Origin of the sequence: Candidatus Albibeggiatoa sp. nov. BB20 (assembly GCA_016744725.1) — a bacterium.
Taxonomy (GTDB): Bacteria; Pseudomonadota; Gammaproteobacteria; order Beggiatoales; family Beggiatoaceae; genus Albibeggiatoa.
Genome location: JADGDW010000278.1, coordinates 1 through 2663 on the forward strand (window position 1 = coordinate 1; position 2663 = coordinate 2663).

The following is a 2663-nucleotide window of genomic DNA, read 5'->3' on the forward strand; positions in this document are numbered from 1 at the left end:
TGGCAGTCCTCAAATTTAAAAGTGTTTGATATTTAAAATATTAAAGGACTGCCAGTCCTAACACATAACAAGAAATTCACTATATTAGATTATCAATTTCAATGATTTTCCTGCTGTTTGTTGGAAGATCGAAAAGATTTCGATAAGTTACATATTTCTATTGTTGCTTTATAAACCAATATCTTGGAAAGTTTTGAGGGTTCATGTGCTTGGATTTAACTTGCTAATGTTTCTATTCCCCGATTTTCTATAACACTTTATTCGGTGAGTTTTACATCGTTTTACCCATTTTATGTGATATGTATAAGTGAATTATTGGAATCTTTAAATGGTCTTTAATTTGGCTTTTTAAAGTTTGAAAATTCAACATTAAGCCAACAATTCACAAATCATTGGAAACTCAACGCATTCAACCCTATAATGGCAAACATTTTCGATTGACGCTGTGTGCTCTGAATTTCAATGATAAAAATTACTGACCTAACACTGCAACGTGGTAATAAGCAACTATTACAACATGCCAATTTAACCTTACATGTCAAACATAAAGTGGGGATTATCGGGGCAAATGGTTGCGGTAAGTCTAGCTTGCTGGCTTTATTGCAAAATGAATTGCAAGCAGATGATGGACAAGTCGACCTACCAGAAAAATGGACGATTGCTCATGTTGCACAAGAAACCCCAGTTTTAGATACCAGTGCCATTGATTATGTATTAGATGGCGACCACGAATTGCGTCAACTAGAAACAGCTCTGGCAGACAATGCAAATGATGGTATGCGTCAAGCTGAACTTCATGCTCAATACGAAGCTGTTGATGGCTATACAGCCAATGCCCGAGCTGCACAAATATTACATGGATTAGGCTTTAGCGCGTCACAAGAATCAATGCCTGTAAAACACTTCTCGGGCGGGTGGCGAATGCGTTTAAATCTGGCTCAAGCCCTGATGTGCCGCTCCGATTTACTCCTACTAGATGAACCCACCAACCATTTGGATTTAGATGCGGTTTTATGGTTTGAACAATGGCTAAAACATTACCAAGGTACATTATTGTTAATTTCGCATGACCGCGATTTTTTAGACAATACCATCGAAGCCATCGCCCACGTTGAACAAAAACAAATTAATTTATACACAGGTAATTATGCTGATTTTGAACGCCAACGTGCTGAGAACTTAGCACGCCAACAAGCTGATTATGAAAAACAACAGCGTGAAGTTGCGCATATTCAAAGTTTTGTTGACCGATTTCGCGCTAAAGCAACCAAAGCCAAACAAGCCCAAAGTCGTTTAAAAGCCTTAGATCGTATGGAAATCATTGCTGCGGCTCATATTGACTCTCCCTTTAAATTCGAATTTTTTGAGCCTGAATCACAAGTCAACTTATTGCTCGATGTAAAACAAACGCAAATCGGTTATGGCGATACACTGATTTTAGATCATGTCAAAATGCGCATTGTCGCAGGTGCAAGAATCGGCTTATTAGGACCAAATGGTGCGGGTAAATCAACCCTGATTAAATTTTTAGCTGAAGAATTAGAGGCTTTGAGTGGAGAAGTGCAACGCCATGAGCATTTAAAAATTGGTTATTTTGCTCAACATCAATTAGAGTATCTACGTTTAGATGAAAGCCCAATACGACATGTGCAAACGCTTTCACCTCAAGTCACTGAGCAGCAAATTCGTAATTTTTTAGGCGGTTTTGGGTTTCAAGGTGATATGGCAACTGATCCAATTGAACCTTTTTCTGGTGGTGAAAAAGCCCGTTTAGCTCTAGCATTGTTAGTATGGCAAAAGCCAAATCTACTATTATTAGATGAACCGACCAACCATTTAGATTTAGAAATGCGTCACGCACTGACCACGGCCTTGCAAGCATACCAAGGGGCTTTGGTGGTTGTATCACATGATCGGCATTTACTACGCACTACTGTGGATCAATTGTGGTTAGTGGCTCATCAACGTGTACAGCCTTATGAGGGAGATTTAGACGAATATAAACAATGGCTACTTGACCACCGCAATCAAGAGCGTAAAGCCCAGCAACCTAAAAATAAAAATGAACAAAAGCAGGATGCGAAACAACAACGCGAACAACGACGCAGTTTACAAAATAAATTAAAGCAACTGGAAAAAGCATTGGATAAATGGTCAAATGAGAAGGAAAAAATTGAAACTCAGCTTGCGAATCCAGATGTTTATAATGATTTAGAAAAAACTCAAGACTATAGTCGCCAACAACAACATATTATGCAACAGTTACAAGAAACTGAAGAGCTTTGGCTAGAAACCACAGAGTCTTTGGAAGACATTTCCTGAGTCAGTTAATAATTATCAATGAACAACTATTGAAAAAACTGTTTTTTGGTTTTGGTTGTTCCTTAAACAAAAGGTATACCACATGTTGACTGAGCAAGTTAAAACCATTGTTAAATCGACAGCACCTCTACTGCGTGAACATGGAGATGCCATTGCTACCTGTACTTATGATATTTTATTTGATAAATACCCTCAAACTAAGCTGCTATTTTCCAAAGCCCCAAAAAATCAGGCGCATAAATTAGCCTCAGTGATTATTGATTATTGTGAGAATATTGATAATTTACCAAACTTAGCTGAGCAATTAGATGTAGTGGCACAGCGTCATGTCAACATGGATG

Annotated in this window: 2 protein-coding genes; both read left to right on the top strand. The window is 38.1% G+C overall.

Annotation, left to right across the window (positions count from 1 at the left end; translation table 11 throughout):
• The first annotated feature begins 462 nt into the window (after positions 1-462).
• Positions 463-2322, top strand: a complete 1860-nt coding sequence (locus ABXH34_RS18520; protein WP_353573372.1) for an ATP-binding cassette domain-containing protein — start codon at positions 463-465, stop codon at positions 2320-2322.
• Positions 2323-2404: 82 nt separating this feature from the next.
• Positions 2405-2663 (top strand): globin domain-containing protein (locus ABXH34_RS18525; protein ID WP_353573373.1); only part of this gene is annotated, 259 nt, incomplete at its 3' end.

What these genes read in the sequence shown, in the direction of transcription:
- ABXH34_RS18520 (WP_353573372.1), top strand. Translation starts at nt 463, where the DNA reads ATGATAAAAATTACTGACCTAACACTGCAACGTGGTAATAAGCAACTA.